Raw genomic sequence first — 25,908 nt, forward strand, 5'->3', positions numbered from 1 at the left:
CCACCGCACTCCCCCACCTCCTCACCGCCCTGGACAAGGCGCGGCCGGGGATCGCCGTGACGTGGAGCGGGAGCGGGCACGGTCACGTGGGCCTGCCCGCAGGGCTGGCACCGGGCGATGTGGCCGCCGTCCTTGGATCGCTCCGCGACGTCCTGGCCGGTCACAACGGCCGCGCGATCGTCCGCTACACGCCGCAGGAGGCGCGCGGCGCAATCGACTTCTGGGGGCCCGTCCCGGCCCTCGCGCTGATGCGCCGGGTCAAGGACCAGTTCGATCCCGATCACCGGCTGTCCCCCGGCCGCTTCGTGGGAGGAATCTAGTGAGCGACCAGGACGACCTCCCGAAGCTCCTCGGCGACTGCGTGCACTGCGGCTTCTGCCTGCCGACCTGCCCGACCTACGTCCTGTGGGGCGAGGAGATGGACTCTCCCCGGGGCCGGATCCACCTGATGCAGCAGCACGCGGACGGCGCACCGCTCAGCGCACCGATGGTCGAGCATTTCGACCAGTGCCTCGGGTGCATGGCCTGTGTGACGGCCTGCCCGTCCGGCGTGCAGTACGACCGGCTGATCGAGATGACCCGGGCCGACGTGGAGCGCGAGCACCCTCGTCCGTTGCAAGAGCGCGTGATACGCGAGGCCATCTTCCAGCTGTTCCCCTACCGCCGTCGCCTGCGCGCCCTGCGCGGCCCTCTGCGCGTCTACCAGCGGACGGGCCTCGACCGTCTCGTCCGCCGTACCGGGCTGCTGGAGCGCCTCTCACCGTCCCTCGCGGCCATAGAGCGGCTCGCGCCGCCGCTCGGCAAGGCCCCCAGGCTCCCCGGGCGCGTCGCCGCGCGCGGGGATCGGCGCGCCACCGTCGGGATGCTGACCGGCTGCGTGCAGGGCGAGTTCTTCCCGGGTGTCAACGCGGCCACGGCGCGCGTCCTGGCGCTCGAAGGCTGCGACGTGGTCATCCCGAAGGGCCAGGGCTGCTGCGGGGCGCTGTCGCTGCACTCCGGGCGCGAGGAGGAGGCCCGCGCGTTCGCCCGCCGGACGGTCGAGACGTTCGAGGCCGTCGACGTCGTCGTGGTGAACGCGGCGGGCTGCGGGTCGGCGATGAAGGACTACCGGGATCTGCTCGCGGACGATCCGGACTGGTCGGGACGGGCGGCCGCGCTGTCGGCCAAGACCCGGGACCTGGCGGAGTTCCTCGTGGAGCTCGGGCCCCGCGCCGAACGCGGGCCGCTTCCGGTCACGCTCGCCTATCACGACGCCTGCCATCTCTCCCACGCGCAGGGCGTCCGCGGCCAGCCGCGCGCGCTGCTGGCCGGGATCCCGGAGCTGACCGTCAGGGAGATCGCCGACCCCGACATCTGCTGCGGCTCCGCCGGGACCTACAACCTGCTCCAACCGGAGGCGGCCTCCGCCCTGGGCGAACGCAAGGCGGTGAACGTGGACGCCACCGGAGCCGAACTACTGGTCGCCGCGAACCCCGGATGCTCGATGCAGATCGCCACCGCGCTGCGCCGCCGCGGCGCGGACATCGCGGTCGCGCACACCGCGCAGGTGCTGGACGCCTCCTTGCGCGGGCTCGGCCGTGAGGCCCTTCTGGGGCGTGCTTCGTAGGCACCTGACCAGGACATTCAGGCAAATCCCCTCCAGAGGGCGCCCCTCGGCCGTCGATCCGGGTGTCCTGTATCGTGTCTGGCCCTGGAGGCAGGACGCGCTTACTGAGCCTGAACGGGCCAGAGGGAGCACGGAAGACCATGTCCAACAGTCACAACGGTTACCACTCGCATCGCCGAAGAAAGCACAGCACAGCAGGGCGCCTGGGCCTCGCCGGGGCCGTCGCCGGAGTCGTCGGGATCGCCGCCGTGGCGGGCGGGATCGTGTTCCTCCGGACGGGCACGGACACCGGCGACAAGACCGCCCGGCCGTCGCTGGCCAGCCAGGGCGACTCCGGCGCGCAGGGCTCGGCGGGGCCCGCCCCGAAGGCCGGTCCCCCGCTGAACTTCACCACCCCGGAGGGCTACGGCTACAGCCTCGCGGCCGTCAGGGCGGGGACGGACCGCCACCCGCTCGGCGCCACGCAGGCCCCGCCCGACGGGACGAGCTACGCCTACGCCGACTACGTCCTCACCAACAGCCAGCGACGGCCCGTCCTGCTGGACTACCCGGCCGACCTGTTCATGCCGCGCTCGCAGATCCCGCCGTCCGCGCTGGAGCGGTGCATGCCGCAGGCAGGGATCCCGGACGAGCTGTGCACGCTGCCCAACCACAGCAAGATCACCGCCCGGCTGGACGGGTCCAAGCCGCCGATCGACGACAACGGCGACACCATGATCCCCGCGGGGGCGTCCTACCTCGTGCGGATCGCCTCCGACCTGCCCGTCAAGGACGCCCTGTCGGCCGACGCCCTGCGGCTCTACGTGTGGAACGCCCGTTTCACCAGTGACCGCAAGGGCATCGAGCTCGCCTTCCCCTGACCCTCCGGAAGAGCCCTTTACAAGGGCCTCCCCGGAGTCGCCCGCTCAGGCCCGGTTCGTGAACCCGATGTCCTGATAGGCGGGTTCGTAGAATCCGCAGGCGCCCATGTTGGCCAGATCCGCCCGCGTGGCGAAGATCTGGGGCCGCTGGTAGAGCGGCAGGACGGACGCCTGGCGCCAGACGAGCCGATCGGCGTGGTTCACAAGGACGTGGACCTTCGCCGGATCCACTTCCGCTATCGCACGGTCCATGGCCGCGTCGAGGGCCGCCGTCCCGGTGCGGGTGTAGTTCTGCTGGATGCGGTCACCGTGAGGCCGCGCGAACACCGATTTCATCGGCGACACCGGGAACGACGTACCGAGCCAGGAGAACGGGACGATATCGAAGTCGCCCGGGGTGACGTACCGGTCGAAGACGTCGTCGGCGGGGACGGGCTCGATGTCCACCCGGACGCCTACGCGTTCGAGCAGCGCGCGCGCCAGCTCGCCCTCCTGCTTGCCGCCGGGCACTCCGGACGGAACCACGAACCGCAACGCCAGAACCCGTCCGCCCTTGGCCCGGTACTTCCCGTGAGGTGCCCAGCCCGCCTCGTCCAGGAGCCGCCTGGCTCGCGCCGGGTCGTACCCTCCGAGCTCCCCGGAGTTGTCCTGATAGCCGTCTTGGGTGTTGACGTAGAAGTGGTTGCCGAGCGTCTGCACGGGCACGTCCAGGCCGGACAGGTCGGAACGGGCGATGGCCCGGCGGTCGATGCCGAGCATGACGGCCTGCCGGACGCGGGCGTCGGACAGGATCGGCCCGGCGGCGTTGAAGGTGAACTGGCGCCAGTCGGGCCCGCCGGCCCTGCGGACGGCGGCGCCGGGGACGCGCAAGGCCCGGTGCAGGGCGCCCGCGTCCAGACCGATGTCCATCAGGTCGATCTCGTTGTTGGCGAACGCGCCGGGCACCGCGCCGGCGTCGATGGTGCGGTAGACGATCCGGTCGAGCTTGGCGGGCGCGCCCCACCAGGCGGGGTCGCGGACCATGGTGACGGTCTTGGCGGTCTGGTCGATGCCCCGCAACTTGAACGGCCCCGCCGTGACGGGCATCCGATTCACCCACGCGGCGTTGAACGCGGCCGGGCTGGAATAGGCCGCTGCCGGATACAGGGGGCTGAACAGGGTCCGCCAGTCGGCGTACGTCCCGTTGAAGGTCACCTTGACCACGTTGCCCCGGGGGCCCGGTTCGATCCGTTCGATCTGCCGGTACCCGGTGACCGTGGACACCTGGTAGCGCGGGTCCCGTCCGGAGAGCGCGCGCGCCTGCGCGGCGAAATCGCGGTAGCCGATGGGGGTCCCGTCCGACCATCTGGCGCGGGGGTTGAGCCGGTAGGTGACGGACTGGCCGTGCTCGGTCCGCTTGAGCTCGGCCGACTGGAGATACTCCCGGACGGGGTGCGGCACGGCCTTCTCGTCGGCGCGCATGAGATAGGGCAACGCACCCTGGACGATCTGCTCGACAACGCCCTTCGTGCCGTTGACATGGTTGAAGTTCCACTGCGTCGGGAACTCCGGCAGCGGCCAGCGCAACGTCCCGCCGTTGGTGATGCGGTCGCGGGGCACCGGGTTGATGTCGTACGCCGGAAGCCGTCCGGACGCGTACGTCCTGGACTGCCCATGGCTCGGCCCAGCGCATCCACTCCCGGCCACCGCCACGACGGCCAGGACCGCGGCGGCCACCGCGCGCCGTACACGCTCCGGGGACATCACCGCTCGTCCCCGGTCTCGACGAGAGGATGGTGGCAGGCCACCCGCCGGTCGGCGTCACGGTGGGCGGCGATGTCGCGGGGCTCGGGATCGTGCTCGTCGCAAAGGCGGCTCTGGACCGCGTTGAGCGTGGCGTAGCGCGGACACCGGGAACGGAACCGGCAGCCCGCGGGCGGAGCCGTGGGGTCGGGAGGCTCGCCCTGCAAGGGAACGCGACGGCGGCGGCGCTCCAGGCCCGGATCGGGCAGCGGAACGGCGTCCAGCAGCGCGCGTGTGTAGGGATGGGCCGGATCGCCGTACACATCGTCCACGGCCCCGATCTCCAGGATGCGGCCGAAGTACATGACGGCGACACGGTCGGCGATGCGCCGGACGACCGCCAGATCATGGGCGACGAACAGGTACGCCAGGCCGAGACGGGCGCGCAGCTCCTCCAGCAGGTCCATGACACCGGCCTGCACGGACACGTCCAAGGCCGCTACTGGCTCGTCCAAGAGCAGCAGTCGCGGTCGCAGGGCGAGCGCCCTGGCGATGCCCACGCGCTGCCGTTGCCCGCCGGACAGGCCATGTGGGTAGCGCTCCGCGTGGACGGTCTCCAGACCCACCAGCTTCAGCAGCTCCCGGACGCGGTCGCCGATCCTGGGCGCCGGCACGCCGTGCGTGGTCAGCGGCTCGGCGAGGATGTCGGCGACGCGCATCCGCGGGTCCAGGGACGTGAACGGGTCCTGGAAGACGACCTGGACGTCGCGCCGCAGGGCCCTGCGATGGGCGGCGCGCAGGGCGGCCGTGTCCTCGCCGAGGACGGCGACGCGCCCCCGCTGCGGGCGGGACAGCCGCAGGATCTCCATCAGCGCCGTGGTCTTGCCGCAGCCCGACTCGCCCACCAGCGCGAGCGTCTCCCCCTCCCGGACGTCGAATCCGATGCCGTCCACGGCGCGCACGGCACCGGCGCGGCGCTTGAGGAGCGTCCCCCGGTAGAGCGGGTGGTAACGGACGAGATCCTCCACCTGCAGCACGATCGAACGCTCCGCCCTGGGCGGTCGCCCAGGTCGCGGCACAGCACTCACTCCGGTGTCCTCTACTGGGAAGACCCCAGCGGGGTCGACGGTCGCGACCGTGTTGACGCATGCGGCCGTGTGGCCGGACGGGCCCACCAGAACGGGCTCCGGCTCCTCGCCGGCGCACTCCACGGTCGCGACCGGGCAGCGCGGTAGGAACGGGCACCCGGTGACCTCCGCCGAGGCCCCGGGAGGCACGCCTTCGGCCGGGGCCTTCCGCCCGCCACTCCCCCGCCTCGGGCCGCCGTCCTGCTCACCGGCCGGCTTGACGTCCTGCTGGCGGTCCTGCTGGGGAGCGCCCTCCGCGAACCGTCCGGCGATCCCGTCGATGCGGGGCAGCGACTGCAACAGCCCGATCGTGTAGGGCATGCGCGGGCGCCGGTAGATCTCGTCGACCGGGCCGGACTCCACGGCGCGGCCCGCGTACATCACCATGACGCGGTCGGCGAAACCCGCGACCACGCCGAGGTCGTGCGTGATGAGCACGATCGCGGCGCCGGTGGCCTCCTTCGCGACGCGCAGGACGTCCAGGACCTGCGCCTGGATCGTCACGTCGAGCGCGGTGGTCGGCTCGTCGGCGACGATGGCGACGGGGTCGTTGGCGATCGCCATCGCGATCATCACGCGCTGCCGCATGCCGCCGGAGAACTCGTGCGGGTAGGCGCGCGCCCGCCGCGCCGCTCCCGGTATCCCGACCAGGTCGAGCAGTTCGACGGCCCGCGCGCGCGCCGCCGCCCGCGTGGCGCCCGCATGGACCCTGATGGTCTCGGCGATCTGGTCGCCCACCGGGTAGACGGGTGTGAGCGCCGAGAGCGGGTCCTGGAACACCATCGCCAGGTCCTTGCCCCGCACCCGGGACAGCTCCGCGTCCGACCGTCCGATCAGCTCGTCGCCGCACAACCGCACCGATCCCGTCACGCGGGCGTGCGGTGGAAGCAACCCCATCATGGCGAGGGCGAGCGCGGTCTTGCCGGACCCCGATTCACCGACGATCCCGAGCACTTCGCTCGGCGCGACCGTGAAATCCACCCCGCGCACGGCGCGCACGCCCGGGGCGTAGCCGACCCGCAGATCGGTGACCTCCAGGACGTTCACCGCCCGGTCCCCGTCCGCCGGGGCTCGGACGCGGGGTCCAGGACGTCGCGCAGCCCGTCCCCCAGTAGGTTCACGGCGAGGACGAGGAGGACGAGCAGCCCCGCGGCGAAGCCGAACGGCCACGGGCAGCTCGTCGCGGTGCTCCGGCCATCGGCGATGACGGTGCCGAGCGAGGCGTCGGGCGGCCGCACGCCGAAGCCGAGGTAGGACAGCCCGCTCTCGGCGATGACCGCGACGCTGACGTTCAGGCTCGCGTCCACGACCAGCAGCGACGTCAGCTGCGGCAGGATGTGGCGGACGATCACCCGCGGCGCGCTCACGCCGAGGAACCGGGCGGCCAGCACGTACTCGCGCTCCCGGAGCGAGATCGTCATGGCCCGCACCACCCGCGCGGTCGTCATCCACAGGAACGCGGCCAGCAGCGGCACCAGCACCGGCCAGCCCCCGGCCGGCCGGGGCGCCAGCACGGCGATGACCAGCAGCGAGGGCAGCACCAGCAGCAGGTCGACGCCCCACATCAGGACCCGGTCGAGCCAGCCGCCCGCGAACCCGGCCGCGGTGCCGACGACGGCGGCGAGCCCGGTCGAGATCACGGCGACGAACAGGCCGATCAGCAGGGACTTCTGCATCCCGCGCAGGGTGAGGGCGAACACGTCCCTGCCGCTCTGCGTCGTCCCCAGCCAGTGCCGGGCGGACGGTCCCTCCCGGAACGACGCGAAGTCGGTGTCGTCCCATCCCCAGGGCGACACCAGCGGCCCTGTGAAGGCCAGCAGGAACAGCAGAAGCAGCAGGACCAGCCCGGCGACGACCCTCCGGCTGCGCATCAGACGCCGCGCGCGCGCCGCGCGCCGGGCCACAGCCACCAGTGCGGCCCGTACCCTGCTCCGGGACGGTGGCGCCGGGTCGTCCCCCCGGCCGTGTCCTGCGCCACGGCCGGGGCCGTGCCCGGTGGTGCAGGGGGCGAGGTCCGCGGTCACGCCGCCACCCCGGTGCGGACGCGGGGGTCCAGGATCCCGTACACGACGTCCGAGGCCAGCCCGGCCAGCAGCACCCCGCAGGCGGCGAGGCAGTTGACGGCCGCGACCACGTTGACGTCGCCCCGGGTGACGGAGTCGACCAGCCACTCGCCGATCCCGTGCCAGCCGAAGATCTTCTCGGTGAACATCCCGCCGAGGAGCAGCAGGCCGAAGGTGTAGGCGAAGTAGGTCGTCATCGGGATCAGCGCCGTGCGCAGGCCGTGCCGGAGCAGCGCGCCGCGGCGCCGCAGCCCCTTGGCACGGGCCGTGCGGACGAAGTCGGCGTTCAGCACGTCCAGCATCATGCTGCGCTGGTAGCGGCTGTAGAGGGCGAGTTGGGAGAGCGCGATCGTGGCGGTGGGCAGGAGCAGATGGCGCATGCGGTCACCTGCGCCGCCCAAGGCGCCGAACGGTCCCTCGGACGCGCCGGGCGTGGACTCACCGACCCACGCGAAGACGTGGAGGCCGATGGCGTCGTTGGCCCTGCTCGCTGCGATCTGCAACAGGACCGCTAGCACGAACACGGGCATGGCCAGCAGCAGATAGGAGCCGAGCGTGATGAACCTGTCGGCGGCCTGGCCGCGCCTGACGGCGGCGTAGGCGCCGAGCAGGACGCCCAGCACGCTGCCCAGGACGGCCCCGAGCAGCAGCAGGCGCAGGGAGACGCCCAGGCGTCGCCACAGCTCCGGGGTGACGGGCTCGCCTTGCCAGGTGCGTCCGAAATCGCCGCGCGCGACGCCCGCCGCCCACGTGCGGTAGCGGTCGGCCAGCGGGGTGCGGTCGTTGAGGTTGAGCCGGGTGAGCTGGGCGTCGACGACGGCCTCGGGCGGACGGGGCGCGCGGTCCTCGAAGTTGGCGCGCGGCCTGAGCGCGGCCGCCGCGAGCAGGTAGGCGAGGCTCGCGGCCAGCACGACGAGCACGGCGTAGTTCGCCGTCCGGCGCAGAAGGAACGCCGCCATGTCCCCCCTCCCCGGTGTACAGATCAATTACAGAATGCTACTGACCGCCTACTCGCAGCGCGGAGAAACGCCGGGGCTCGCCCCATTTCGACGGCGAGTGGCGAGCCGCCCTCGGCAGGAGGGACCGACTCGCCACGATTCGCGTGCCCTTGCCCAGGCTCGGGCCAGGGCGGGCTTGCACCTGACGGGGTTCAGGCCAAGATCGGCTCCCTCTCGATGGCGGGTTCCTCCTTGGCGCGGCCGCGCCACCCGCCGAGCGCGATGAGCGCGAACCCGCCGGCGGCCCACGCGGCGAGGACGGCGAGGGCCCCCGCGGACCCGGCGCCGTCGAAGAACGCCGTGGAGCGCAGCAGGGTGACCGCCGCGCCGGGCGGGAGCGCCTGCCCGATCTCGCCCCACGGCCGCGGGAGCAGCTCGGGCGCCGAGGTCGCGGCCGACAGCGGGTTGCCGAGCAGCAGGAACAGCAGGGCGCCGACGCCGATCCCGGCCCGTCCGAGCGCGGTGGCCAGGCCGACGACGGTGCCGGTCACCGCGAGGACGGCCAGCGCGATCACCCCGGCCAGCGCCAGGTAGGAGCCCGGCAGCAGCGACAGCCAGCCCTGGGCGACGCCCGCCGAGCCGAGCCCGCCGAGCACCGCGAACAGCACCACGCCGGCGGCCCGCCACGCGACCGCGGTGATCGCGAACGTCAGCAGCACCGAGCCGGCGATGCCGGACATGATCAGCGGGAGGGCGAGGGCTCCGAATCCGGTGCCGCGCGGGTCGTCGGGGTCGGCGGCGACCACGTCCTGGACGGGCGCGGCGGGTGCCGCCCGTCCGTCGGGACGCGCCAGGTTCTGGGCCATCTGCCCGAGCTGCTGCGCGACGGCCGGCGAGGCCGCGGACGCGGTGAGCACCTTCGGCCCGGACGGTGTCGTGACGATGGCGCCATAAGCCTCTCGGTCGGTGAGTGCTGCGCGCGCGCCCGCCTCGTCTTGGCGTGTCTTGATGTCGAACGCGCCGGGCCGCTCCTGCGCCAGCCGCCCGGCGACGGCGGCGGCCTGCGGGCCGGCCACGACGACCGGCACGTCGCGCGGCGCGATCCGCGCCGCGGGCCACGCGAAGGCGATGATCATGATCAGCTGCAGGAGCGCCGCGCCGGCGGCCACGCCGAGGGCGCGTCGAGCGAGGGAGGACTTCACGGCCGTCTCCAATAAAAGCGGATGTCCGTTCTTTATGGCATCAGCGTCGCATCGGCCTCCCGGACTTGTCAAGAACGGACGTTCGTTTTATATTGGTGCCATGCCCCGAGTGAGCGAGGAACACCTGGAACGGCGCCGCCGGCAGATCCTGGACGCCGCCCGCGCCTGCTTCATCCGCAGGGGCATCCACGCGACGTCCATGCAGGACATCTTCGCCGAGTCGGGGCTCTCGGCCGGGGCCGTCTACCGCTACTTCAAGAGCAAGAACGCGATCATCGAGGCCATCATGTCCACGGTGATCGGCGACCTCCACACCTACTTCGACGAACTCGTCCGCCGCGACCCGCTCCCCCCGCTGGACGAGGTCGTCGTCAGGCTCGCGTCCAAGGTCGTCAGCCTGGCCGGGGAGAACGGGCCGGTGCGCCTCGCGCCGCAGGCGTGGGGGCTCGCGATGTGCGACGCCGAACTCGGCCGCTACGCGCGGGACACCATCGTCAACCTGCGCGGCACCTGGACGTTCTACGCCCGCCGGCTCGTCGAGGCCGGCCTGCTGCCCCCCGACACGGACGTCCAGGCCGCAGGCAAGACGCTCTTCGGTCTCATGCCCGGCTTCGTCTTGCAGCACCTCATCCTTGAGGACGTCACCCCGGACGACCTACAGCACGGCGTGCGGGCCCTGTCCCGCGACAGCATGCTGACGGCCGTCCTCGTGAACCAGACCCAGAATCACTCGCGCGCCTGACCGTTCTTGTGCGAGTTCTGTGAGGGCTGTGCTCGTTGTGGCCTTGATGTGCGTCCTACGGCGTAAGTGTGTTGTTCGCCGTAGGGATAGTGCTTCATGTCCGTTGTGATCCGCGCCGCCGAGCGCACCGCCGCCCAGGCCACCGCCCAGGCCGTCGTTCACCAGGACGCCGTCCACCATCCGGTCGGCGTCGGCGGCGCTCCGAACCCGCCCCTGTTCGAGCTCGTGAGCCGCCGCCCGCGCCGCTCGGCCCGGTACCGGTGAAAGCGACCCGCGGTTACCATCGCGACACGCGCGCGCGGTCCGCGACGCGGTCAGTTTCCGCAGGGAGGGGTCCCGGTGTCCTGAGACGGACGCCCTTGTGACTCCAGGACAGAGAGCAGGACGTTTTAACATTCCATTACCTTTGATCCGGGAGCGCACAATGGAGACGGTGGAACTCGACCGCAGGGTGGGACGCACGGCGTTCCTGCTTGCCCTCGCGGCGATCCTGATCGTCGCCGCGTCCCTGATCCTGGGTACCCGGCTGCCCCGGGACCTGCGGCTGGTCTGGTGGCACCCCGAGATCGTCATCGCGCTCTTCTGGACGCCCGCGGCGGCGACGCTGCTGCGGCACCGGCCGGGGCTCACGGTCGGCTGGCTCATGCTCGGCTCGGGGTTCAGCGCGGCCGTCTACGTCCTGGTGCTCAATCTCGGGCCGTGGTTCGAGCTGCACCACTGGGCCGGGGCGGGGTTCCTCACCTGGCTCGGCACGTGGCTGTGGGCCATCGACACCTTCGCGCTCACCCTCGTCCTGCCCCTGATCTTCCCGGACGGACGGCTGGTGGCGCGCTGGTGCCGGCCCCTCCTGGTGATGGCGTGCCTCGTCCCGGTCGTGGTGTGCGTGCACCTGACCATCGACCCGGACGCGCGGCGCTTCCACAACGGGGTCTCGGTCTACCCCTTCGAGGAGATTCCGCCGCCGATCAGCGCGCTCATCGTCGCGACCCTCCTGGGCGGCCTCGCGTCGATGGCGGTGCGGTTCGTCCGGTCGCCGCCGGACGTGCGGCGGCAGATCGGCTGGGTCGTCTACCCGGGCGTGCTCGCCCAGGCCATCATCTACGTCGGCGAGAACAGCCCGATCGGAGATCCGTTGCGCAACGTCACGATCGCCGCCGTCCCGATCTGCATCGCGATCGCCATCACCCGCTACCGGCTGTACGACATCGACCTGGTCGTCAGCCGGACGCTGGTGTACGCGGGCCTGGTCGTGGTCATCACGGGCGTGTACTTCGCGTTGGTCGGCTCGGCGAGCCTGCTGGTCGCCGGGCGCGGCACCCTGGCGGGCCTGGTCGGGGCCATCGTGGCGGGCGTGGTGTTCGAGCCCGTCCGGCGGCGGCTCCAGCGCGCCGTCGACGGGCTGATCCACGGCGAGCGCGACCCGTACCGGATCGCCGACCGCCTCAACCGGCGGCTGCAGACCGCCGCCGACCCGGGCGCCGCGCTCGCCGTGGCGGCCGAGGTGGCGCGCTCGGCGCTGCACGCGTCCGGCGTGATCATCGAGGTCCTCGACCGCGACGGCCGGACGATCTCGGCGGAGGACGGCCTGCTCGGCGACCGGCCGCAGCTCATCGCGCTGGTCTGGCACGGGGAGCCGGTGGGCCGGCTGCTGTTCGGCGTCAACCGCCCGCCGGACGCGCGCCTGTCCGGCGTCCTGGCCCGCAACCTCGCCGAGCTCGCGAACGCGGCGCGGCTCGCGGCGGACGTGCAGCGCTCCAAGGAGCGCATCCTGCGCACGCGCGAGGAGGAGCGGCGGCGGCTGCGGCGCGACCTGCACGACGGGCTCGGCCCCACGCTGGCCAGCCTCGCCATGACGGTGGACGCGGCGCGCATCACGCTGAAGAGCGACCCCGACGCCGCCGACGGGCTGCTGGAGAACCTGCGCGCCACGATGGGGCGGACGATCGGCGACATCCGCGAGCTCGTGTACGGGCTGCGGCCGCCCGCGCTGGACGACCTGGGACTGGCCGGCGCGATCCAGGCGCTCGGCGGGGTCGTCGCCACGGGGGACGGCCCGAAGGTGGACGTCCACGTCGAAGGGGACCTGGAGCGCCTGCCCGCCGCCGCCGAGGTCGCGGCGTACCGGATCGTCCAGGAGGCGCTCACGAACGTGCACCGGCATGCGAGGGCCGATTGCGCCGTGGTGCGGCTGTACCTGAACGGCGACCTCCACGTCACCGTCGGCGACGACGGGGTGGGGCTGCCTCCCCAGGTGCGTTCCGGCATCGGCATGTCCTCCATGCGCGAGCGTGCGACCGAGCTGGGCGGATCCTGTACGGTCGGGCCCGGCCCGAAGGGCGGCACTCTCGTCCGCGCCCGGTTGCCGGTCAACGGCGCCCATCCGTAGAACCCGCTGTATTCGCTGTTCTTGGACGTTCCCGGACGCCGGCCCGCTGTTCTTCGACTCAACCCGGTGAGAATCCGGTGGTCCGCTGCGCCACCCGGTGGGAGGGCCGGTGACCGCCCCCCGCCAAGAAGGTCGCCACCGGCCCTCGGGCTCCGTACGGAACGGGGCTCCCATCCCGGTCCATACGGGCCATTCACCAGAGGGTGTGCAAAAAGAAATCTACCCCCAGAAGGTCCCGGTGGAGAGGGACTTCTGTCCCGTTCGATCCGGGACCGCCCCGGAAATCGCCGAAACCCTGGTCGGAGAGGGGTCGATCAGAGCCAGTCGCGACATGTCTCCCCCTCGGCGACGAGGACGGCGGGGCCCTTCAGGTGACTGGTCCCGTCGTCAAGGGTGACGGTCACGCGTCCGCCGGGAACGTCCACGGTCCAGACGCCCTCCGGCAGGGCCTCACTGCCCGTCTCCGCGGCGGCCGCGGCGACCGCGGCCACGGTCCCCGTACCGCACGAGCGGGTCTCGCCGGAGCCGCGCTCGAACACCCGCATCTCCAGGTGCCGCTCGCCGACGGCGCGGAAGAACTCGACGTTCACGCCGTCCGGGAAGACCACCGGGTCGAAGCCCGGGGCGCGCGACAGGTCGAGCGCGGCGACCGGCCCGTCCACACGGCACGCCAGATGCGGGTTGCCCATGGAGACGCGCCTGCCCTGGAACACCTCGCCCGCCAGGGAAGCCTCGCCCGGACCGAGCAGGGCGGGCGGCCCCATGTCCACGCTCACGTCACCGGACGGGCCCAGCGTCACGCGCTTCGGCCCGCCCCGCGTGGCCACGTCCCACTCGCCCGGGGCGGCGAGCCCCGACGCGACCAGGTAGCGGCCGAAGACCCGTATCCCGTTGCCGCACATCTCGGCGATGCTGCCGTCGGCGTTGCGGTAGTCCATGAACCACTCGGCGCCCGCGGTGTCGATGTCGCCGTCGACCCCGGCCGCCTTCGTCCGGACGACGCGCAGGACGCCGTCGGCGCCGATCCCGGCCCGCCGGTCGCACAGCCGCGCGACGGCCTCCCGCGTGAGATCCAGGGCGCCGTCCGGATCGTGCAGGATCACGAAGTCGTTCTCGGTGCCGTGCCCCTTGACGAAACGCATTACCCGATCGTACGGCCTTCGCCACAGCGGGCTCACTGGATCAGGCCGAGGGCCCGTTCGGCCAGGTCGGGCGCGTCGTACGGGAGCCAGTGGACGCGCGGGTCGCGGCGGAACCACGACTCCTGGCGGCGGGCGAAGCGCCGGGTCGTCCGGATGGTCTCCTCCTTGGCCTGCTCCTGCGTCCACTCCCCCGCTAGGAACCGGAGTACCTGCGCGTAGCCAAGAGCGCGCCCGGCGGTCAGCCCGTCCCGAAGCCCCCGCTTCTCCAGGGCCCGGACCTCATCGACCAGGCCCGCGTCCCACATCCGCTCGACCCGCAGGGCTATCCGCTCGTCCAGCCGGTCGCGGGGCACGCTCAGCCCTATCTGCACGACCGTGTCGTATCTGTAGCGATGCTCGGGCAGCGTGGCGGTGAACGGGCGGCCGGAGATCTCGATCACCTCCAGGGCGCGGACGATCCGGCGCCCGTTGCTCGGCAGGATCGCCTCCGCCGCCGCGGGGTCGAGGCCGCGCAGCCGCTCGTGCAGGACGTCCGAGCCCACCTCCGTCAGTTCGCCCTCCAAGCGCGCGCGGACGGCCGGGTCCGTCCCCGGGAACTCCATGCGATCGAGCGCGGCCCGCACGTACAGGCCGGATCCGCCGACCAGGACCGGCACCCGGCCCCGGGCCCGTATCTGGGCGATCACGTCGGCGCTGAGCCGCTGGTACTCGGCCACACTCGCCGTCACGGTCACGTCCCAGACGTCCAGGAGGTGATGGGGGACGCCGCGCATCTCGTCCCGGGTGAGCTTGGCGGTGCCGATGTCCATGCCGCGGTACAGCTGCATGGAGTCGGCGTTGACCGCCTCCCCGTCCAGGCGCAGGGCCAGTTCCACGGCGAGGTCGGACTTGCCGGCGGCGGTCGCCCCGACGACGGCGATCACATCTGGAGAGGTCACAGGCTTGATTGTGGCAACAGAACGGGTATACCCGGGTTGTACGGGTGCCGTGCGAGGTCGCGCGGCGCCATCGGGACGAGGGATCCGGGGGGAACCGAATGTCCATCGTCGACAAGGTCAAGCAGATGCTCGGACAGCACTCCGACCAGGCCAAGAGGGGCGTGGAAAAGGGCGGGGACATGTTCGACCAGAAGACCGGCGGCAAGTACTCCGACAAGGTCGACAAGGCCCAGGAGAAGGCCGGCGACTACATCGACCGGGGTGAGGGCGAGCAAGGCGGCGGGACGCCCGGCGCCGGCCAGCCCCGCTGACCCGCGCGGTCGATCCGCGACGAGCTCGCGGCCAGGTGGCCGAGACCGTACGGCGCCTCGTCGGCGAGCACCTGCCACGCCGCCCGCCCGGCTGCCTGAAGCTTCCGGGCCGACCCGGCGCCTCTAGAGCGGCCAGGGCGGCGGCGTCGGCCGCACCAGCGCGCGCCACGGCCGCGTCGCGGGAGCCCGCGCGCGCCCGGGAAATCACGCCCGGGTTCAGGGGCAGGTCGAGCAGCCCGACGCGGCGTGGACGGCAGAGGCGGCCTGGGCCGGCCGTCCGATGGACGGCATCCCGAGCGATACGCCCTTCTGCACCGCTTCCGTCTTGCCTTGGCGCGCCTCCCAGGCGTCGCCCGCGCGCGTGTGGCGGACACCTTGCGCGGGCTTGTCGGCGACCAGGTGGTGCGGCGCCGCGTAGGTCACCTCGACGGTGACCATGTCGCCGGGCCTGACCGGCTCGTCCGGCGCCCGGAAGTGGACGAGGCGGTTGTCCGCCGCACGGCCCGACAGGCGATGGGTGGCGCCGTCCTTGCGGCCCTCGCCCTCGGCGACGAGCACCTCCAGGGTGCGGCCGAGCTGCTTCTTGTTCTCCTCCCAGGAGATCTCCTCCTGGAGGGCGACCAGTCGCTCGTACCGCTCCTGGACGACCTCCTTCGGCAGCTGCCCGTCCATGCTCGCGGCCGGGGTGCCGGGGCGCTTGGAGTACTGGAACGTGAAGGCGGAGGAGAAACGGGCTTCCCGCACCACGTGCAGGGTCTGCCGGAAGTCCTCCTCGGTCTCGCCGGGGAAGCCCACGATGATGTCGGTGGTGATCGCCGCGTCCGGGATCGCGGCCCGGACCTTCCCGATGATCCCGAGGTAGCGCTCCTGCCGGTACGAGCGGCGCATCGCCCGCAGCACCGCGTCCGAGCCGGACTGCAAGGGCATGTGCAGCGACGGCACCACGTTCGGCGTCTCGGCCATGGCGGCGATGACGTCGTCGGTGAAGTCCTTGGGGTGCGGCGAGGTGAACCGGACCCGCTCCAGGCCCGCCACGCCGCCACAGGCGCGCAGGAGCCCGGCGAACGCCGACTGGCCTCCCGCGGTCATCGCGCGCACCTCGTCCGGCGCGGCGCCAAGGGCGCCGAAGCCCGAACCGTAGGCGTTGACGTTCTGGCCGAGCAGGGTGATCTCCAGGACGCCCTCGGCGACCAGCGCCTCGACCTCGGCGAGGATCTCCCCGGGGCGGCGGTCGCGCTCCTTGCCGCGCAGCGCCGGGACGATGCAGAACGTGCACGTGTTGTTGCAGCCGACGGAGATGGACACCCAGGCCGCGTACGGCGACTCCCGGCGCGTCGGCAGCGTCGAGGGGAAGGTCACCAGGGACTCTTCGATCTCGACCTGCGCCTCCTGCCGGACGCGCGAGCGTTCCAGCAGCGCGGGAAGGGAACCGATGTTGTGGGTGCCGAACACCACGTCCACCCACGGCGCCCGCTTGACGATGGTGTCGCGGTCCTTCTGCGCCAGGCAGCCGCCCACGGCGATCTGCATGCCGGGACGGCCGTCCTTGACCGGACGCAGGTGGCCCAGGTTGCCGTACAGCCGGTTGTCGGCGTTCTCCCGTACGGCGCAGGTGTTGAACACCACCACATCGGGCTGGGCGTCCCCGGCGCGGACATAGCCGGCCGACTCCAGGAGCCCGGACAGCCGCTCGGAGTCGTGGACGTTCATCTGGCACCCGTAGGTACGGATTTCGTACGTGCGGGTGCCGGTCTCCATAGGCGCACTCATGACAGTCACCAAGGGTACGCGTCGGGCGCGGTCCGCCGGACATGATCGGCGTCATGATCGGCGTCCGCCCAGGCCATGATCGACCACGTCCGGCGTCCATGATCACCGAATGGTTACCGGTGAGTTACAGAACGGCCGCCACGCCGCGCACCACCCGTCCCAGCGAACCCCGTAAATCGCCCGAATCCGCCCGCCGACATGGGTTTTCGTGATCGTATCGGTACCGCTCGGAGGCTTGCCCGTCAATGCCGATGACGTAAAGTCCGAGCGCATGACGGACAGCGAAGGAGGGCCCGAGCTCACCAAGGGCGACGGGCCGGAGAACGCGACCCCGGGCGCCGGGCCCCTCGTCGTGGTCGAGCACGTCGACAAGCACTTCGGCGAGCTGCACGTCCTCAAGGACATCAGCCTCACGGTGAACAGAGGCGAGGTCGTCGTCGTCATCGGCCCCTCCGGCGGCGGCAAGTCGACCCTGTGCCGGTCGATCAACCGGCTGGAGCCCATCGACAACGGCAAGATCCTCGTGGACGGCAAGGAACTGCCGAAGGAGGGCAAGGAGCTCGCGAAGCTCCGCGCCGACGTCGGCATGGTGTTCCAGTCGTTCAACCTGTTCGCCCACAAGACGATCCTGGAGAACGTCACGCTCGGGCCCGTCAAGGTCCGCAAGCAGGGCAGGCAGGAGTCCGAGAAGCACGCCATGGAGCTGCTGGACCGGGTCGGCATCGCCAACCAGGCCCAGAAGTACCCCGCACAGCTCTCCGGTGGGCAGCAGCAGCGCGCCGCGATCGCGCGCTCCCTCGCCATGAGGCCCAAGGTGATGCTGTTCGACGAGCCCACCTCGGCGCTGGACCCGGAAATGGTCAACGAGGTGCTCGACGTCATGACGGGCCTGGCCCGGGACGGCATGACGATGATCGTGGTCACCCATGAGATGGGGTTCGCCCGCAGGGCCGCGCAGAAGGTCGTGTTCATGGCGGACGGCCAGATCGTGGAGGAGAACACGCCCGACGAGTTCTTCACCAACGCGCGCACCGACCGCGCGAAGGACTTCCTTTCCAAGATCCTCACGCACTGAGCCGCGGGGCTCCGGCAGGAAAGCAGAGGTAGACGAGTGCGAGTACGTCGTTTCGCCGCCTTCATCGGCGCGGGGATGGCGCTGTCCCTGGCGGTCAGCGCCTGTGGCAGCGACACCGAGAAGACCAAGGCCAAGACGGTCGTCCAGAAGGCCAAGGACGACAAGAAACTGACCGTCGGCATCAAGTTCGACCAGCCGTCGCTGGGGCTGAAGAAGCCCGACGGCACCTTCGACGGCTTCGACGTGGACGTCGCCAAGTACATCGCCAAGAAGCTCGGCGTCCCGGAGAACGGCGTCACCTTCAAGGAGACGACCTCGGCGAACCGCGAGTCGTTCCTCGGCGGCGGCCAGGTGGACCTCGTCATCGCCACCTACTCCATCACCGACGCGCGCAAGAAGCAGATCACCTTCGGCGGGCCCTACTACGTGGCCCACCAGGACACGATGGTCCGCGCGAACGACAACGCCATCAAGAAGCCCCAGGATCTCAAGGGCAAGAAGCTGTGCAAGGCGGCCGGGTCCAACTCCTTCCGCCGCATCACCGAGGGCCCGCCGGACGGCAAGCTCGCCATCAAGGGCGTCAACCTCGCCGACGCGTCCAGCTACTCCGAGTGCGCCGCCAAGCTCAAGAACGGCGCGGTCGACGCGGTCAGCACCGACGACCTGATCCTGGCCGGCTTCGCCAACCAGCAGAAGGGCGCGTTCAAGGTCATCAGCGCCCCCTTCACGGACGAGAAGTACGGCGTCGGCATCAAGAAGGGCGACAAGGAGACCTGCGAGGCCGTCAACGAGGCCATCACGCAGATGTACTCCGACGGCACCGCCAAGACCCTGCTGGACAAGCACTTCGCCGGCACGGGGCTGAAGCCCACCACGACCGTCCCGCAGATGGAAGGCTGCGCCTGATCCGAGGCCGAGCCCGTCACGCGGGTGTCTCCCCAGGGGCCGGCCCCTGGGGAGACACCGGCATGACCCGACCCGCTGGAACGCCATGGAACAGCTAAGCAATGTTTGACTTCGGCCCGGTCTTCGACCAAAGCGACACGCTCCTTCAGGGCTTCTGGGCGACGATCCGCCTGGCCGCGCTCGCCGCCGTGCTCTCCGCGCTCATCGGCACGATCCTGGTGAGCTTCCGCGTCTCCCCGGTCCCTGTACTGCGCACCGTCGGGACGGTCTACGTCAACGTGCTGCGCAACACCCCGCTGACGCTCGTCCTGCTCATGTGCAGCCTCGGCCTCAACGACGAACTGGATCTGAAGTTCAGTGGGGGGAACAGCAGCTACTACTGGTGGGCCGTCTTCGGGCTGTCCGGCTATACCGGGGCGTTCGTCTGCGAGGCGCTGCGCTCGGGGATCAACACGGTGCCGCTCGGCCAGGCCGAGGCGGCGCGGTCGGTCGGGCTGACGTTCATGCAGTCCCTCCGCATGATCATTCTGCCGCAGGCGTTCCGCTCGGTCATCGGCCCGCTCGGCAGCATCTTCATCGCCATGATCAAGAACACGACGGTGGCGTCGGCGGCCGGGTACGCCGAGGCCGCGGCGGAGATGAAGGGCATCCTGGACACCCCGTCCTTCAGCAGCGGCGCGATCCCGCTGTTCATCGGGGTGGCGGTGGGCTTCATGATCCTGACCTTGCCGACCGGGTTCTTCTTCGGCTGGCTGGCCAAACGGATGGCGGTGGCACGATGAGCAAAGAAGCGAACGTCCTGTTCGACGCTCCCGGGCCTCGCGCGCGCGCCCGCAACCGGGTACTGACCGCCATCTCGTCCCTGGTCCTGCTCGGGCTCCTGGCCCTCCTGGTGGTGCGCCTCCAGGACAGAGGGCAGTTCGCGGGACGGCTCTGGGACCCGTTCCTGGAATGGAAGGTGTGGGACGGCCTGATCCTGCCGGGCCTGTGGAACACGCTGAAGGCCGCCGCCGTCGCCTCGGTCCTGGCCATCCTGTTCGGTGTGGTCTTCGGCCTGGCGCGGCTCTCGGACCACTGGTGGGTGCGGATCCCGGCCGCGGTCGTCGTCGAGTTCTTCCGGGCGATCCCGCTGCTGATCCTGATCTTCCTGGCCTTCTTCATCCCGAACAAGGTCAGCCCGTCGATCGCGGAGTCCTCCCTGGGGACGTTCCAGCGCGTCGCCGTCGACAACTTCTTCTTCATCTTCGGCGTCGAGATCAACGCCGGGACGGTCGTCGTCCCCGCGTTCGCGGCCGTGGTGTTCGGCCTGGTGATGTACAACGGCTCCGTCCTCGCGGAGATCGTCCGGGCCGGGGTGCTGTCGATCCCGAAGGGGCAGTCCGAGGCCGCGTACTCGGTCGGCCTGCGCAAGAACGGCGTGCTGCGCCTCGTCCTGCTGCCGCAGGCGGTCACCGTGATGATGCCGGCGATCGTGAGCCAGCTCGTGGTGCTGCTCAAGGACACCGCGCTCGGCTTCATCATCGCCTACGGCGAGCTGCTGCAGGCCGGCTTCAAGCAGGTGCCCGCCAACTACGGCAACAACATCATCCCGGCGGGCATCGTCGTCGGGATCATCTACATCGGGATCAACATGTCGGTGAGCCGCCTGGCGACCCTGCTGGAGCGCCGCAGCCGCCGCAGCCGCAAGACCGCCGCCAAGACCATGGGCGGCGACGTCGGCATGCCGGCCGGGCCCGGCATGGTGACGGCGGGCGAGATCGGATCTGGCCCGGTCTAAGGCCGTCACGTTCGAATCCGTCCGAAGGGGCGCCGCCGGGGACCCGGCGGCGCCCCTTCACCGTCCACGATGCCGGACGCTGGTGTTACCGGTGGGTCGCCCGGTGACCGGCTTGTATCTTTCCGAATTCAAACCGCCCGTCATGGCCCCAACCGATCCCCGTATGCGGGACGATTCCTGGTATGACCGCTCGTGCGACCCTTCCCTACGGCTCCTGGCCCTCACCCATCTCTGCGGCCGATGTCGCCCGCGCCCGGCTGCGCCTCAGTTTCCCCACTGTCGCGGGCGATGACGTGTGGTGGCAGGAGACCCGGCCCGAGGAGGGCGGGCGGACCACGGTCATCCACCTCAACGGCGGTCACCGGACGGAGCTGCTGCAGGCCCCCTGGGACGCCCGGACCCGCGTGCACGAGTACGGCGGACGGTCCTACCTGGCCGTCCCCACCGCCGAGGGCCAGTCGATCGTCTTCTCCAACTACGAGGACCAGCGCCTCCACCGGCTCGACGCGGGCGACCCGAAGCCGTACCCGCTGACCCCGGAGCCGGCCGTCCCGGCGGGCCTGCGCTACGCCGACTACGTCCTGTCCCCCGACGGCACCGAGATCTGGTGCGTGTGCGAGGGCCACATCGCGGCGCCGTCCGAGGGCGAGGAGGGCGTCGCCGGGATCCGGCGCGCCATCGTGGCCGTCCCCCTGGACGGGCGCGCCGCGGAGGACGCGGGCGCCATCCGCGAGCTGGTGACCGGCGCCCACTTCTACGCCGGCCCCGCGCCGTCCCCCAGCGGCGGCCACCTGGCCTGGGTGCAGTGGAACCACCCGCGGATGCCCTGGGACGGCACCGAACTGCGCGTGGCGGTCATCGAGGACGGCAAGACGGTCGCGCCCCGCACCGTCAAGGGCGGCCTCACCGAGTCGGCCGTGGCGCCCCTGTGGCGCGACGACGAGTCCCTCTACGTCATCTCCGACTGGCCGGGCTGGTGGAACATCTACCAGGTCGGCCTGCACGGGGAGTCCCCGCAGGCGCAGTACCCGGCCGAGGAGGAGTTCACCGGCCCGCTGTGGCAGCTCGGCGGCATGCCGTACGCGCTGCTGGGCGACGGGCGCCTCGCCGTCCTGCACGGCGAGGGCGACCTGCGCCTCGGCATCTACGACCCGGAGACGCTGGACCTCATCGACCTGGAGGTCCCCTACGAGCACTGGCTGCCGCAGCTGTCGGCCGACGGCACCACCATCGTCGGCATCGGCGGCGGCCCGGACGTCCCGCCGTCCGTGGTGCGCATCGACACCACCACCGGCCGCGTCGAGGGCCTGCGCCGCGAGCTGCCCGAGCTCCCCGACGTCGCCTACCTGTCCAGGCCCCGCGCGGAACGCCTCGAAGGGCCGTTCGGACGCCCCGTCCACGCCTACGTGTTCCCGCCCACCAACCCGGACGCCGTCGCCCCCGAGGGCGAGCTACCGCCGTACGTGGTGTTCGTGCACGGCGGCCCCACCGGCCGCGTCTCCAAGGTCCTCGACCTGGAGCGGGCGTACTTCACCAGCCGCGGCATCGGCGTCATCGACGTCAACTACGGCGGCTCCACCGGCTACGGCCGCGCCTACCGCGAACGGCTGCGCCGCCAGTGGGGCGTAGTGGACGTGGAGGACGCTATCGCCGCGGCCCAGGCCCTCGTAGAGGGCGGCATAGCCGACCCCGCGCGCCTGGCGATCCGGGGCGGCTCCGCAGGCGGCTGGACGACGCTCGCAGCGGTCACCCAGACCGACCTGTTCAAGGCCGCCACGTCCTACTTCGGAATCAGCGACCTGCAGAGCTTCGCCGAGGCCACCCACGACTTCGAGTCGCAGTACCTGTTCGGCCTGATCGGTCCCCTGCCCGGCTTCGAACGCGCCTACGAGGAGCGCTCGCCCCTGAACCACCCCGACCGAACGGCCTGCCCCGTACTCCTCCTGCAAGGGCTGAACGACCCGGTGGTGCCCCCCGACCAGTCCGAACGGTTCGCGGTGGCACTGGCCGCCAAGAAGATGCCGTACGCCTACCTCACCTTCGAAGGCGAGTCCCACGGCTTCCGCCGGGCGGGCACCGTCATCGCATGCCTGGAGGCCGAACTGGCGTTCTACGGCCAGACCCTCGGCTTCCAACCACGCGGCGTCGACCCGATCGACCTGACAGTCGGCTGACCCCGGACACCCGTCGACATGGGACGTGGGACCGGGTGGGTGTGGCCTTAGCGGGCGAACTCGATCGCGCGGGATTCTCGTACCACCGTCACGCGGATCTGGCCGGGGTAGGTCAGCTCGTCCTCGACTTGCTTGGCGATGTCGCGGGCGATGACCTGCGCCTGGATGTCGTCGACCGAGTCGGGCTTCACCATCACCCGGATCTCCCGGCCCGCCTGCATCGCGAAGACCTTCTCCACGCCCTCGTGCCGGTCGCGGGCGATCTCCTCCAGCCGCTCCAGCCGCTTGACGTAGGCCTCCAGGGACTCGCGGCGCGCGCCCGGACGGCTGCCGCTGACGGCGTCCGCGGCCTGGGTGAGGACCGCCTCCACCGTGCGGACCTCGACCTCGTTGTGGTGCGCCTCGATGGCGTGCACGACGTCCTCGTCCTCGCCGTAGCGGCGTGCGATCTCCGCGCCGATCAGCGCGTGGCTGCCCTCCACCTCGTGGGTGAGGGCCTTGCCGATGTCGTGCAGCAGCGTGCACCGCTTGGCGATCTCGGCCGGCAACCGCAGCTCGCTCGCCATGACCCCGGCGATGTGCGCGGACTCGATGAGGTGCTTCAGGACGTTCTGTCCGTACGACGTCCGGTACCGCAGTTGGCCGAGCAGGGCGATGAGCTCGGGGTGCATGTCCGCGATGCCGACCTCGACCAGGGCGTCCTCGCCGGCGCGCACGCACAGCTGCTCCACGTCGCTCTTGCTGCGCTCGTAGATCTCCTCGATGCGCTGCGGGTGGATCCGCCCGTCCAGGACGAGCTTCTCCAGGGTCAGCCTCCCGACCTCCCGGCGCACGGGGTCGAAGCAGCTGAGCAGCACCGCCTCTGGCGTGTCGTCGATGATGAGGTTCACGCCCGTGGTCGTCTCGAACGCCCGGATGTTGCGGCCCTCGCGCCCGATGATGCGGCCCTTCATCTCGTCGCTCGGCAGGTGCAGCACCGACACGACCGACTCGGCCGTCTGCTCGCTCGCGACCCGCTGGATCGCCAGCGTCACGATCTTGCGGGCGCGCTTGTCGCCCTCGGAACGCGCCGAGTTCTCGATCTCCCGGATGATCGGGATGGCCTCCCGCTTGGCCTGGTTCTCGATCGCCGCGACCAGTTCCCCTTTGGCCTGCTCGGCGGTGAGCCCCGCCGCCCGCTCCAGCACCTGGCGGCGCTCGTCCTCGACCTTGGCCAGTTCCTGCTTGCGCGCCTCCAGCGTGCGCTTGGTCTCGGCGAGCCGGCCCGACCACTCCTCCAGGCGCCGGACCTCGCCGTCCAGGCGCTGCTCCCGCTCGGCGAGGCGCGCTTCACGGCGCTCCAGATCCTCTCTGAGGGTCCGCAGGTCGCCGCGGAGGGCCCGGCCCTCCTTCTCCAGCTCCTCGCGCGTCGTGGAGGCGATCTGCCGCGCCTGCCGTTCGGCCTTTTCGAGGACCTCCTGGGCGTCCAGCTTGGCCTTGGAGCGGACCTCGTCCGCCTCGCCCTGTGCCCGGGACATCTCCGCCGCGGCCCTTCCCGGCAGGCCTGGGCGCCGGAGGACGACGATGACGAGAGCGGCCAGGGTCACCAGCAGTGCTGCACCCAGCAGGACGCTCTCCATGAGGCAGTTCCTTCCTCGCCGCGGGCCCCGCCGGGAGTCGGGGCCCTGCCATGCGAGGACTTACTCGCGCCCCGTCGGGCGACCGGGTACACGACATCGCCGGGCCGCGCGGCGCGCGCTCCGGTGACTCGGCCGGAATCGGTCGACGAACGTGTCCTTTATGCCTCTCAGCTGCCTGAACGTGCTCGGCCGTATAACGATCCGCGAGACGCGGAGTAACTCCTCACTGCCGTAACGGTAAGCGGCATGGAGGTAATGAGCAAGCAAACCCCGGGCATTCCGGACTAACCGAACGACGGCGTGAGTACTTCCTTACCGGGGGATCTTGACCTCGGCACCCCCGGCGACCTGCCACGTTATGGACCTGTCCAAGTCAGATCAGGGTCAGCCCGGGGTCAGCGCTCCCGTCATTCTCCGGCGTGTCGCCTGCCGTTCACCTGGAGGCCCCCGCAGGGCTGCGCAAGGGCTCCGTGGAAGGCGGTCAGTCGAAGGACGGCGGCTCGGAGAGGTCGCCCAGGTCGGTGCCCTCTTCGGCGAGGGCCTCCTTGACCACGCGGTACGACAGGCCCGGTGAGTAGCCCTTGCGGGCGAGCATGCCGACCAGGCGCCGTGTGCGCTTGGCGGGGTCGAGCCCCTGGGTGGCGCGGAGCTTGCGGGCGATGAGGGTGCGTGCGGTCTGTTCCTCCTGATCGGGGGCCAGCGACTCGACCGCGTCGTTGACGGTCTCGTTGTCGACGCCGCGCCGGCGGAGCTCGGCGGCGAGGGCGCGCTTGGCCAGGCCCCGGCCGTTGTGGCGCGTCTGGACCCATGCCTGGGCGAACGCCTCGTCGTCGATGAGGCCGACATCCGTGAAGCGGGACAGGACGCGTTCGGCCACGTCGTCGGGGACGTCCTTGCGCCGCAGGGCGTCCGCGAGCTGCGAGCGGGTGCGGGGCGACGAGGCCAGCAGGCGCAGGCAGATCTCCCGCGCCATCGCCTCGGGATCCATCGACCGCTTGCCGGCGGACGCCGACCGGCCGCCGGCCCGCCCCTCGGTGGTCGGTTGCCCGGCCGCCGGTTGCCCGGTGGTCGGTTGCCCGGTGGTCGGTTGCCCGGTGGTCGGTTGCCCGGTGGACGGTTGCCCGGTGGACGGTTGCCCGGTGGACGACCCCGTGGCGGCCGGTTCTCTGGTGCCGGGGTCCTTGCTTGCGGGCTGCTCGCGGGTCGGGGAGCGATTGGGGGACGAGCCGCCGCCCTGGCCGGTGTCGAAGGCCCACGGGTCGTTGGGACGGTCGCGCGACGGGCGCGTCATGGGGCGGCCCGGAGGCGGGCCCGGGTGAGGCGGGTGCCCACAGGAGCGGCGGCGCCATCGGGGAAGGTCCGTCCACCGGCAGGCCGGTGCCGGGTAAGGCGCCGCCGCCCTACACACGAGATCATCGCTTACTCGTCGTCAAGAGTCACCCGTATCAAGGGATTCATCGTCAGGAATCGACCGACTTGGCCGCCTTGGCGGTCTTTTTGCCGTTGGTGGAAGCGGCGGCCTTCGCCACGGCCGGGGCGGGGGCCGGGGC

At 71.4% G+C, this 25,908-nt stretch carries 21 protein-coding genes and 1 pseudogene; 12 read left to right on the plus strand and 10 right to left on the minus strand.

Translation table 11 applies throughout. From position 1 onward, the window contains the following. The 3 genes and pseudogenes from E1298_RS20975 to E1298_RS20985 form a co-directional block, all read left to right on the plus strand. A pseudogene (locus E1298_RS20975) lies at window positions 1-320 on the plus strand (FAD-binding oxidoreductase); the annotation flags it as partial. Next, complete coding sequence (locus E1298_RS20980; RefSeq protein ID WP_131895803.1) at window positions 320-1,606, plus strand: (Fe-S)-binding protein; 1,287 nt, start codon at window positions 320-322, stop codon at window positions 1,604-1,606. The pseudogene E1298_RS20975 and the gene E1298_RS20980, both read left to right, overlap by 1 nt. 140 nt (window positions 1,607-1,746) lie before the next feature. Further along, window positions 1,747-2,466, plus strand: coding sequence for a hypothetical protein (locus E1298_RS20985; protein ID WP_131895805.1), 720 nt, complete (start codon window positions 1,747-1,749; stop codon window positions 2,464-2,466). Between the two features lie 45 nt (window positions 2,467-2,511). On the opposite strand, the gene E1298_RS20990 is transcribed toward E1298_RS20985, so the two are convergent. The 5 genes from E1298_RS20990 to E1298_RS21015 form a co-directional block, all read right to left on the minus strand. Beyond that, window positions 2,512-4,209, minus strand: a complete 1,698-nt coding sequence (locus tag E1298_RS20990) for an ABC transporter family substrate-binding protein (protein ID WP_131895807.1) — start codon at window positions 4,207-4,209, stop codon at window positions 2,512-2,514. Continuing rightward, a complete protein-coding gene (locus tag E1298_RS48250) occupies window positions 4,209-6,362 on the minus strand; it encodes a dipeptide ABC transporter ATP-binding protein (protein ID WP_207944762.1) in 2,154 nt (717 codons plus the stop codon). Before E1298_RS48250 ends, E1298_RS20990 begins: the two co-directional genes overlap by 1 nt. Next, a complete protein-coding gene (locus tag E1298_RS49585) occupies window positions 6,359-7,186 on the minus strand; it encodes an ABC transporter permease (RefSeq protein ID WP_131895813.1) in 828 nt (275 codons plus the stop codon). The genes E1298_RS48250 and E1298_RS49585 overlap by 4 nt, the downstream gene beginning before the upstream one ends. A 149-nt stretch (window positions 7,187-7,335) precedes the next feature. After that, entirely contained in the window at window positions 7,336-8,337 is a 1,002-nt protein-coding gene (locus E1298_RS21010) for an ABC transporter permease (protein WP_131895815.1), read from the minus strand. Between the two features lie 191 nt (window positions 8,338-8,528). Then, on the minus strand, window positions 8,529-9,518 hold the full coding sequence (locus tag E1298_RS21015) for a hypothetical protein (RefSeq protein ID WP_131895817.1): 990 nt from the start codon (window positions 9,516-9,518) through the stop codon (window positions 8,529-8,531). 100 nt (window positions 9,519-9,618) lie between these two features. Here E1298_RS21015 and E1298_RS50450 point away from each other — a divergent pair, with 100 nt between their 5' ends. The 3 genes from E1298_RS50450 (at window position 9,619) to E1298_RS21025 (ending at window position 12,646) form a co-directional block, all read left to right on the plus strand. Next, a complete protein-coding gene (locus tag E1298_RS50450; protein ID WP_131895819.1) occupies window positions 9,619-10,260 on the plus strand; it encodes a TetR/AcrR family transcriptional regulator in 642 nt (213 codons plus the stop codon). Between the two features lie 96 nt (window positions 10,261-10,356). Continuing rightward, window positions 10,357-10,524: a hypothetical protein gene (locus tag E1298_RS48255; protein WP_165975577.1), complete on the plus strand. Its 168-nt coding sequence runs from the start codon at window positions 10,357-10,359 to the stop codon at window positions 10,522-10,524. A 160-nt stretch (window positions 10,525-10,684) separates the two neighbouring features. Beyond that, entirely contained in the window at window positions 10,685-12,646 is a 1,962-nt protein-coding gene (locus E1298_RS21025; protein WP_131895821.1) for a sensor histidine kinase, read from the plus strand. A 314-nt stretch (window positions 12,647-12,960) separates the two neighbouring features. Here E1298_RS21025 and dapF read toward each other — a convergent pair whose 3' ends face one another. Together dapF and miaA are read right to left on the minus strand one after the other, a co-directional pair. Then, window positions 12,961-13,788, minus strand: a complete 828-nt coding sequence (gene dapF / locus E1298_RS21030; RefSeq protein WP_131895823.1) for a diaminopimelate epimerase — start codon at window positions 13,786-13,788, stop codon at window positions 12,961-12,963. 32 nt (window positions 13,789-13,820) lie between these two features. Beyond that, window positions 13,821-14,711: a tRNA (adenosine(37)-N6)-dimethylallyltransferase MiaA gene (gene miaA, locus E1298_RS21035; RefSeq protein WP_131895843.1), complete on the minus strand. Its 891-nt coding sequence runs from the start codon at window positions 14,709-14,711 to the stop codon at window positions 13,821-13,823. Window positions 14,712-14,824: 113 nt separating this feature from the next. Between miaA and E1298_RS21040 the strand changes: the two genes are divergently transcribed. After that, window positions 14,825-15,037 (plus strand): antitoxin, encoded by a 213-nt coding sequence (locus E1298_RS21040; protein ID WP_131895825.1) that lies wholly within the window; start codon window positions 14,825-14,827, stop codon window positions 15,035-15,037. A 216-nt stretch (window positions 15,038-15,253) separates the two neighbouring features. Here the strand turns inward: E1298_RS21040 and miaB are convergent, their stop codons facing one another. Continuing rightward, window positions 15,254-16,807, minus strand: a complete 1,554-nt coding sequence (gene miaB / locus E1298_RS21045; protein WP_131895827.1) for a tRNA (N6-isopentenyl adenosine(37)-C2)-methylthiotransferase MiaB — start codon at window positions 16,805-16,807, stop codon at window positions 15,254-15,256. A 352-nt stretch (window positions 16,808-17,159) separates the two neighbouring features. Here miaB and E1298_RS21050 point away from each other — a divergent pair, with 352 nt between their 5' ends. The 5 genes from E1298_RS21050 to E1298_RS21070 all read left to right on the plus strand — a co-directional run bounded on the left by E1298_RS21050 (window position 17,160) and on the right by E1298_RS21070 (window position 22,739). Beyond that, window positions 17,160-17,882, plus strand: a complete 723-nt coding sequence (locus E1298_RS21050) for an amino acid ABC transporter ATP-binding protein (protein ID WP_243725708.1) — start codon at window positions 17,160-17,162, stop codon at window positions 17,880-17,882. 36 nt (window positions 17,883-17,918) lie between these two features. Beyond that, complete coding sequence (locus tag E1298_RS21055; RefSeq protein WP_131895831.1) at window positions 17,919-18,788, plus strand: glutamate ABC transporter substrate-binding protein; 870 nt, start codon at window positions 17,919-17,921, stop codon at window positions 18,786-18,788. 101 nt (window positions 18,789-18,889) lie between these two features. Then, window positions 18,890-19,570, plus strand: coding sequence for an amino acid ABC transporter permease (locus tag E1298_RS21060; RefSeq protein ID WP_131895833.1), 681 nt, complete (start codon window positions 18,890-18,892; stop codon window positions 19,568-19,570). Further along, the gene (locus E1298_RS21065) at window positions 19,567-20,565 is read left to right on the plus strand and encodes an amino acid ABC transporter permease (protein ID WP_131895835.1); all 999 of its coding nucleotides are present in this window, start codon (window positions 19,567-19,569) and stop codon (window positions 20,563-20,565) included. Before E1298_RS21060 ends, E1298_RS21065 begins: the two co-directional genes overlap by 4 nt. Window positions 20,566-20,747: 182 nt before the next feature. Continuing rightward, the gene (locus tag E1298_RS21070) at window positions 20,748-22,739 is read left to right on the plus strand and encodes a S9 family peptidase (RefSeq protein ID WP_131895837.1); all 1,992 of its coding nucleotides are present in this window, start codon (window positions 20,748-20,750) and stop codon (window positions 22,737-22,739) included. Window positions 22,740-22,786: 47 nt separating this feature from the next. Here the strand turns inward: E1298_RS21070 and rny are convergent, their stop codons facing one another. Together rny and recX are read right to left on the minus strand one after the other, a co-directional pair. Continuing rightward, window positions 22,787-24,358 carry a ribonuclease Y gene (gene rny / locus E1298_RS21075; protein ID WP_131895839.1) on the minus strand — a complete coding sequence of 524 codons (1,572 nt, stop codon included), beginning with the start codon at window positions 24,356-24,358 and terminating at the stop codon, window positions 22,787-22,789. Window positions 24,359-24,839: 481 nt separating this feature from the next. Continuing rightward, window positions 24,840-25,649: a recombination regulator RecX gene (recX, locus tag E1298_RS21080; RefSeq protein ID WP_131895841.1), complete on the minus strand. Its 810-nt coding sequence runs from the start codon at window positions 25,647-25,649 to the stop codon at window positions 24,840-24,842. Between the last annotated feature and the right edge of the window lie 259 nt (window positions 25,650-25,908).

This window comes from Actinomadura rubrisoli, from assembly GCF_004349215.1.
In the GTDB taxonomy this organism is placed as follows: domain Bacteria; phylum Actinomycetota; class Actinomycetes; order Streptosporangiales; family Streptosporangiaceae; genus Spirillospora; species Spirillospora rubrisoli.

Bases quoted from the DNA above. Each gene is read 5' to 3' on its own strand.
- E1298_RS20985 (WP_131895805.1), top strand. From the start codon at position 1,747: ATGTCCAACAGTCACAACGGTTACCACTCGCATCGCCGAAGAAAGCAC.
- rny (WP_131895839.1), bottom strand. From the start codon at position 24,358: ATGGAGAGCGTCCTGCTGGGTGCAGCACTGCTGGTGACCCTGGCCGCT.
- recX (WP_131895841.1), bottom strand. From the start codon at position 25,649: ATGACGCGCCCGTCGCGCGACCGTCCCAACGACCCGTGGGCCTTCGAC.
- E1298_RS21010 (WP_131895815.1), bottom strand. From the start codon at position 8,337: ATGGCGGCGTTCCTTCTGCGCCGGACGGCGAACTACGCCGTGCTCGTC.
- E1298_RS21065 (WP_131895835.1), top strand. From the start codon at position 19,567: ATGAGCAAAGAAGCGAACGTCCTGTTCGACGCTCCCGGGCCTCGCGCG.
- dapF (WP_131895823.1), bottom strand. From the start codon at position 13,788: ATGCGTTTCGTCAAGGGGCACGGCACCGAGAACGACTTCGTGATCCTG.
- E1298_RS20990 (WP_131895807.1), bottom strand. From the start codon at position 4,209: ATGTCCCCGGAGCGTGTACGGCGCGCGGTGGCCGCCGCGGTCCTGGCC.
- E1298_RS21070 (WP_131895837.1), top strand. From the start codon at position 20,748: ATGACCGCTCGTGCGACCCTTCCCTACGGCTCCTGGCCCTCACCCATC.
- E1298_RS21060 (WP_131895833.1), top strand. From the start codon at position 18,890: ATGTTTGACTTCGGCCCGGTCTTCGACCAAAGCGACACGCTCCTTCAG.
- E1298_RS49585 (WP_131895813.1), bottom strand. From the start codon at position 7,186: ATGCGCAGCCGGAGGGTCGTCGCCGGGCTGGTCCTGCTGCTTCTGCTG.
- E1298_RS21025 (WP_131895821.1), top strand. From the start codon at position 10,685: ATGGAGACGGTGGAACTCGACCGCAGGGTGGGACGCACGGCGTTCCTG.
- E1298_RS50450 (WP_131895819.1), top strand. From the start codon at position 9,619: ATGCCCCGAGTGAGCGAGGAACACCTGGAACGGCGCCGCCGGCAGATC.
- E1298_RS21040 (WP_131895825.1), top strand. From the start codon at position 14,825: ATGTCCATCGTCGACAAGGTCAAGCAGATGCTCGGACAGCACTCCGAC.
- E1298_RS48255 (WP_165975577.1), top strand. From the start codon at position 10,357: ATGTCCGTTGTGATCCGCGCCGCCGAGCGCACCGCCGCCCAGGCCACC.
- miaB (WP_131895827.1), bottom strand. From the start codon at position 16,807: ATGAGTGCGCCTATGGAGACCGGCACCCGCACGTACGAAATCCGTACC.